The following is a 5000-nucleotide window of genomic DNA, read 5'->3' as shown; positions in this document are numbered from 1 at the left end:
GCGACTTCGCGATAGTCACGAGATCGCCTTCATTACACTGGTTTGTTTCATCATGTGCATGGATCTTAGTAGTGCGCTTAAGGTACTTCCCGTATAAAGGATGCTTAACCTTACGCTCAATAGCTACAGTGATAGACTTGTCCATCTTGTTGCTAAGTACACGACCCTGCAAAGTACGGATTTTATCAGACATTACGCACCCGCCTTAGAAGTAATAATGGTCTTAACGCGCGCAACATTGCGACGCACGATTTTCAGCTGATGAGTCTGAGTCAACTGACCAGTTGCGTGTTGCATGCGCAGATTAAACTGCTCACGCAGCAGACCAAGCAGCTCAGCGTTCAATTCTTCAACGCTCTTTTCTGTTAGTTCGCTCGCTTTCATTACATCACCGACTTAGTTACGAAGGTCGTTTTAAGAGGCAGCTTAGCGGCAGCAAGAGCGAAAGCTTCACGAGCCAGCTCCTCTGTAACACCATCCATCTCATAAAGAACCTTGCCTGGTTGAATCTGGCAAACCCAGTATTCAACATTACCCTTACCTTTACCCATACGCACTTCGAGAGGCTTAGAGGTTATCGGCTTATCAGGGAAAACGCGGATCCAGATCTGACCTTGACGTTTAATGTGACGTGTCATTGCACGACGCGCAGCTTCGATTTGACGAGCTGTTAGACGACCACGCCCAACTGCCTTTAGACCGAAATCACCGAAGCTTACTTCAGTGCCGTTCGCAAGACCGCGGTTGCGGCCTTTGAACATTTTGCGAAACTTAGTTCGTTTTGGTTGCAGCATTGCCAGCTCTCCTATTTACCGCGAGGCTTACGCTTGGGCTGCTGTTTCGGCTCTTCATGCGCAGGTACGACGCCGTCTAGAACTTCACCCTTGAAGACCCAAACTTTAACGCCGATCACACCGTATTGGGTGTGACTTTCTGCTGTTGAATAGTCGATATCAGCACGAAATGTATGTAGAGGTACGCGACCTTCACGATACCATTCATAACGCGCTATCTCAGCTCCGCCTAAACGGCCACTAACTTGAACCTTGATGCCTTTAGCACCAAGACGCATTGCATTTTGTACTGCGCGCTTCATAGCACGACGGAACATAACACGACGCTCTAGCTGCGAAGCGATGCCATCGGCAACAAGCTTAGCATCTAGCTCAGGCTTACGGATCTCAGCGATATTAATCTGAGCTGGAATACCAGTTAGCTTAGCAACTGCGTTGCGTAGCTTCTCAACGTCTTCACCTTTTTTACCAATCACAACACCTGGACGGGCAGTGTGAATAGTAACGCGAATACTCTTGGCTGGACGCTCGATAACTATCTTAGATACTGATGCTTGCTTAAGTTTCTTTTCAAGATACTTACGCACTTCCCAGTCACTGTTCAAGTTTTTGGCATAATCTGACTTGTCAGCGTACCAGGTCGAGATCCAAGGCTTAGTGATACCCAGACGGATACCATTAGGATGTACTTTCTGTCCCATTGCTAACTCCTAGCGATCTGATACAACCACAGTAATGTGGCTGGTACGCTTGATTATACGATCGGCACGGCCTTTGGCACGTGGCATGATACGCTTCATAGTTGGACCTTCATCGATCATAATCGCTCCAACTCGTAATTCGTCAATGTCAGCACCTTCATTGTGCTCAGCATTAGCGATTGCAGAGTTCAGTACTTTCTTAACAAGTACTGCAGCTTTTTTAGAGCTAAAAGTTAAAATTTCGAGAGCCTTAGCAACAGGCAGTCCACGGATTTGATCTGCAACCAAACGACACTTTTGAGGCGACGTACGGGCAAAACGATGTTTAGCTAAAACTTTCATCTTATTTCTCCCGTATTAACGCTTCTTCGCTTTCTTATCAGCAGCATGGCCGCGGAAAGTGCGAGTTGGTGAAAACTCACCAAGCTTGTGGCCGATCATTTCGTCAGTTACGAACACAGGTACGTGCTGACGACCATTATGGACAGCGATGGTCAAACCTATCATGTTAGGAATGATCATAGAACGACGAGACCAAGTCTTGATAGGCTTCTTGTCTCCCGCTTCCATCGCTTTCTCTACCTTCTTCAGCAAGTGCAGGTCAATGAATGGACCTTTCTTGAGAGAACGTGGCATGGCGAATCCTCTTACTTTTTATTGCGACGACGTACAATGTACTTGTCGGTGCGTTTGTTACTACGAGTCTTATAACCCTTAGTAGGCTGACCCCATGGAGATACAGGATGACGGCCACCCGAAGTACGGCCTTCACCACCACCATGTGGATGATCTACTGGGTTCATTGCAACACCACGCACTGTTGGGCGTATGCCTCTCCAGCGGTTAGCACCTGCTTTACCTAATTGGCGTAGCATGTGTTCGGCATTACCAACTTCACCCAGAGTCGCGCGGCAATCTACAGGTACTTTACGCATTTCGCCAGAGCGAAGACGTAGAGTAGCGTAGGCGCCATCACGAGCTACAACTTGTACATAAGTACCTGCTGAACGAGCGATTTGACCACCTTTACCAGGCTTCATCTCGACTGCGTGTACAACACTACCTATTGGCATGTTGCGTAATGGCAAAGTGTTACCCACTTTGATTTCAGCATCGATACCTGACTGGATCATATCACCAGCTTGCATGCCTTTAGCAGCAAGGATATAACGACGCTCACCATCAGCATACAAAACAAGTGCGATGTTAGCTGTGCGGTTTGGATCATATTCCAAACGCTCAACTTTAGCAGGGATACCGTCTTTATTGCGTTTGAAGTCAATAATACGGTAATGCTGCTTGTGTCCACCACCTATGTGACGAACAGTGATACGACCCGTATTGTTACGGCCACCACTTTTAGATTTCTTAGTCAGCAAGGCTGCAAAAGGTTTACCCTTATGCAGGTCCTTGTTCACCACTTTTACTAAGTGGCGACGACCTGGAGAGGTAGGCTTACACTTAACAATTGCCATGATAATTTTCCTTTGCTTACTCAGCGCCGACGAAATCGATTTCAGCACCTTCGGCTAAAGTTACATAGGCTTTTTTCCAATCTATACGACGACCTATACGGGCACCGGTACGCTTGGTTTTGCCTTTGTTAACTAAAGTGCGAACTGAATCAACTTCAACTTCGAACAACTTAGCGACTGCAGCTTTAATTTCAGCTTTAGTGGCGTCAACAGCTACACGGAAAACTACCGTGTTGTTCTTTTCTGCACAAACAGTACTCTTTTCAGAGATATGTGGTGCAAGAATAACTTTTAGCAAACGTTCTTCGCTTATCATCCCAGCATCTCCTCGATTTGCTTAACAGCATCGGCAGTTACTAGTACTTTGTTGAATGCGATTAGACTTACTGGATCGATACCAGCAACGTCACGCACGTCAACTTTGTACAAGTTGCGAGCTGCCAAGAACAAGTTCTCGTCAATTTCTGGAGTAACAATCAGCACATCTTCCAGGTCCATTGCAGCCAATTTAGCTTTCAGCTCTTTAGTTTTAGGAGCTTCAACAGTAAATGACTCAACCACGATTAGACGGTCTTGACGTACCAATTCAGAGAAAATGCTTTTCAGCGCTCCGCGGTACATCTTCTTGTTAACTTTTTGGCTGTGATCTTGAGTTTTAGCCGCGAATGTTACGCCACCACCACGCCAGATTGGGCCTTTAACAGTACCGGCACGTGCACGGCCAGTACCTTTTTGGCGCCATGGCTTCTTGCCAGAACCAATTACTTCTGCGCGAGTCTTCTGAGCACGAGTGCCCTGACGCGCATTTGCAGCGTATGCTACAACTACCTGATGAACCAGTGCTTCATTAAAGTCACGGCCGAAGGTAGTTTCGGACACTTCCAGAGCACTTTGTGCGTCTTTCAATACCAATTCCATTACTATCTCCTCAGACCTAAGCTTTAACGGCAGGTTTGATGATCAGGTTGCCATTAATAGCACCCGGAACAGCACCCTTAACCAATAGCAAGTTACGTTCAGCATCTACACGTATAACGTCTAGATTCTGCGTAGTAACACGCTCCGCACCCATGTGGCCAGACATTTTCTTACCTTTGAAAACGCGACCAGGTGTTTGGTTTTGACCGATAGAACCGTTGGATCTATGTGACAGGGAGTTACCGTGTGTCATATCTTGTGCATGGAAGTTCCAACGCTTAATACCGCCTTGGAAGCCCTTACCTTTAGATTGACCAGTAACATCAACTTTCGCTATGTCAGCGAAGATATCAACATTTAGCTCGGCACCAACTTCAATGCCTTCGCCTTCATCATCTGCCAAACGCACTTCCCATAAACCACGACCGGCTTCTACGCCTGCCTTAGCAAAGTGACCTGCTTCTGGTTTAGTGATGCGATTAGCTTTTTTGGTACCAGTAGTAACTTGAAGAGCACGGTAGCCATCAGTTTCTAAGGTTTTCACCTGAGTAACGCGATTAGACGTGATTTCAATTACTGTAACCGGGACAGAGACTCCATCTTCACAGAAGATGCGAGTCATACCCACTTTACGACCGATAAGACCGATAGCCATCTCGAAATCCCCTATTAACCCAAGCTAATTTGAACGTCGACGCCGGCAGCAAGATCGAGACGCATAAGCGCATCTACAGTCTTTTCTGTTGGCTCAACGATGTCAACTAGACGCTTGTGAGTACGAAGTTCGTACTGATCACGCGCATCTTTGTTAACGTGTGGAGAAGTCAAAATGGTATAACGTTCTTTACGCGTTGGTAGTGGAATTGGACCACGTACCTGCGCGCCTGTACGCTTAGCAGTTTCAACGATTTCCGCAGTAGATTGATCGATCAGACGATGATCAAATCCTTTTAAGCGGATACGGATTCTTTGGTTCTGCATAGACCAGAGCTCCTAAAATGGACACATAAAAAATCACCCTCTTGCTATACCCAATGGTACGCAGAGCGAGATGATTTAACCGTTCGACTCCCAATCGGAGCCGCTGTTTTTTGATTAAACTTAAAAGTCTA

11 protein-coding genes are annotated in these 5000 nt (G+C 46.5%); all 11 read right to left on the bottom strand.

The features are described 5' to 3' along the window. On the bottom strand, positions 1-193 hold a 193-nt coding region (gene rpsQ, locus KT99_RS19150; protein WP_005503551.1), incomplete at its 3' end, for a 30S ribosomal protein S17. Further along, complete coding sequence (rpmC, locus tag KT99_RS19145; protein ID WP_005503550.1) at positions 193-384, bottom strand: 50S ribosomal protein L29; 192 nt, start codon at positions 382-384, stop codon at positions 193-195. The genes rpsQ and rpmC, both read right to left, overlap by 1 nt. Then, positions 384-794 (bottom strand): 50S ribosomal protein L16, encoded by a 411-nt coding sequence (gene rplP / locus KT99_RS19140; RefSeq protein ID WP_005503549.1) that lies wholly within the window; start codon positions 792-794, stop codon positions 384-386. The genes rpmC and rplP overlap by 1 nt, the downstream gene beginning before the upstream one ends. Before the next feature lie 11 nt (positions 795-805). After that, complete coding sequence (rpsC, locus tag KT99_RS19135; protein WP_005503548.1) at positions 806-1495, bottom strand: 30S ribosomal protein S3; 690 nt, start codon at positions 1493-1495, stop codon at positions 806-808. Positions 1496-1504: 9 nt separating this feature from the next. After that, entirely contained in the window at positions 1505-1837 is a 333-nt protein-coding gene (gene rplV, locus KT99_RS19130) for a 50S ribosomal protein L22 (protein WP_005503547.1), read from the bottom strand. A 15-nt stretch (positions 1838-1852) separates the two neighbouring features. After that, positions 1853-2131 (bottom strand): 30S ribosomal protein S19, encoded by a 279-nt coding sequence (gene rpsS / locus KT99_RS19125; protein WP_005503539.1) that lies wholly within the window; start codon positions 2129-2131, stop codon positions 1853-1855. A gap of 11 nt (positions 2132-2142) precedes the next feature. Further along, positions 2143-2970, bottom strand: coding sequence for a 50S ribosomal protein L2 (rplB, locus tag KT99_RS19120; protein ID WP_005503537.1), 828 nt, complete (start codon positions 2968-2970; stop codon positions 2143-2145). 16 nt (positions 2971-2986) lie between these two features. After that, on the bottom strand, positions 2987-3286 hold the full coding sequence (rplW, locus tag KT99_RS19115) for a 50S ribosomal protein L23 (protein WP_005503535.1): 300 nt from the start codon (positions 3284-3286) through the stop codon (positions 2987-2989). Further along, positions 3283-3888 carry a 50S ribosomal protein L4 gene (gene rplD / locus KT99_RS19110; RefSeq protein WP_005503533.1) on the bottom strand — a complete coding sequence of 202 codons (606 nt, stop codon included), beginning with the start codon at positions 3886-3888 and terminating at the stop codon, positions 3283-3285. Before rplD ends, rplW begins: the two co-directional genes overlap by 4 nt. Before the next feature lie 16 nt (positions 3889-3904). Continuing rightward, positions 3905-4543, bottom strand: coding sequence for a 50S ribosomal protein L3 (gene rplC / locus KT99_RS19105; RefSeq protein WP_005503531.1), 639 nt, complete (start codon positions 4541-4543; stop codon positions 3905-3907). 14 nt (positions 4544-4557) lie between these two features. After that, on the bottom strand, positions 4558-4869 hold the full coding sequence (rpsJ, locus tag KT99_RS19100; protein WP_005503530.1) for a 30S ribosomal protein S10: 312 nt from the start codon (positions 4867-4869) through the stop codon (positions 4558-4560). Positions 4870-5000 lie beyond the last annotated feature (131 nt).

Source organism: Shewanella benthica KT99 (genome assembly GCF_000172075.1).
Classification (GTDB): Bacteria; Pseudomonadota; Gammaproteobacteria; order Enterobacterales; family Shewanellaceae; genus Shewanella; species Shewanella benthica_A.
This window is presented reverse-complemented; position numbering and strand designations above follow the sequence as displayed.

Bases quoted from the DNA above. Each gene is read 5' to 3' on its own strand.
- rpmC (WP_005503550.1), bottom strand. From the start codon at position 384: ATGAAAGCGAGCGAACTAACAGAAAAGAGCGTTGAAGAATTGAACGCT.
- rplP (WP_005503549.1), bottom strand. From the start codon at position 794: ATGCTGCAACCAAAACGAACTAAGTTTCGCAAAATGTTCAAAGGCCGC.
- rpsC (WP_005503548.1), bottom strand. From the start codon at position 1,495: ATGGGACAGAAAGTACATCCTAATGGTATCCGTCTGGGTATCACTAAG.
- rplV (WP_005503547.1), bottom strand. From the start codon at position 1,837: ATGAAAGTTTTAGCTAAACATCGTTTTGCCCGTACGTCGCCTCAAAAG.
- rpsS (WP_005503539.1), bottom strand. From the start codon at position 2,131: ATGCCACGTTCTCTCAAGAAAGGTCCATTCATTGACCTGCACTTGCTG.
- rplB (WP_005503537.1), bottom strand. From the start codon at position 2,970: ATGGCAATTGTTAAGTGTAAGCCTACCTCTCCAGGTCGTCGCCACTTA.
- rplW (WP_005503535.1), bottom strand. From the start codon at position 3,286: ATGATAAGCGAAGAACGTTTGCTAAAAGTTATTCTTGCACCACATATC.
- rplD (WP_005503533.1), bottom strand. From the start codon at position 3,888: ATGGAATTGGTATTGAAAGACGCACAAAGTGCTCTGGAAGTGTCCGAA.
- rplC (WP_005503531.1), bottom strand. From the start codon at position 4,543: ATGGCTATCGGTCTTATCGGTCGTAAAGTGGGTATGACTCGCATCTTC.
- rpsJ (WP_005503530.1), bottom strand. From the start codon at position 4,869: ATGCAGAACCAAAGAATCCGTATCCGCTTAAAAGGATTTGATCATCGT.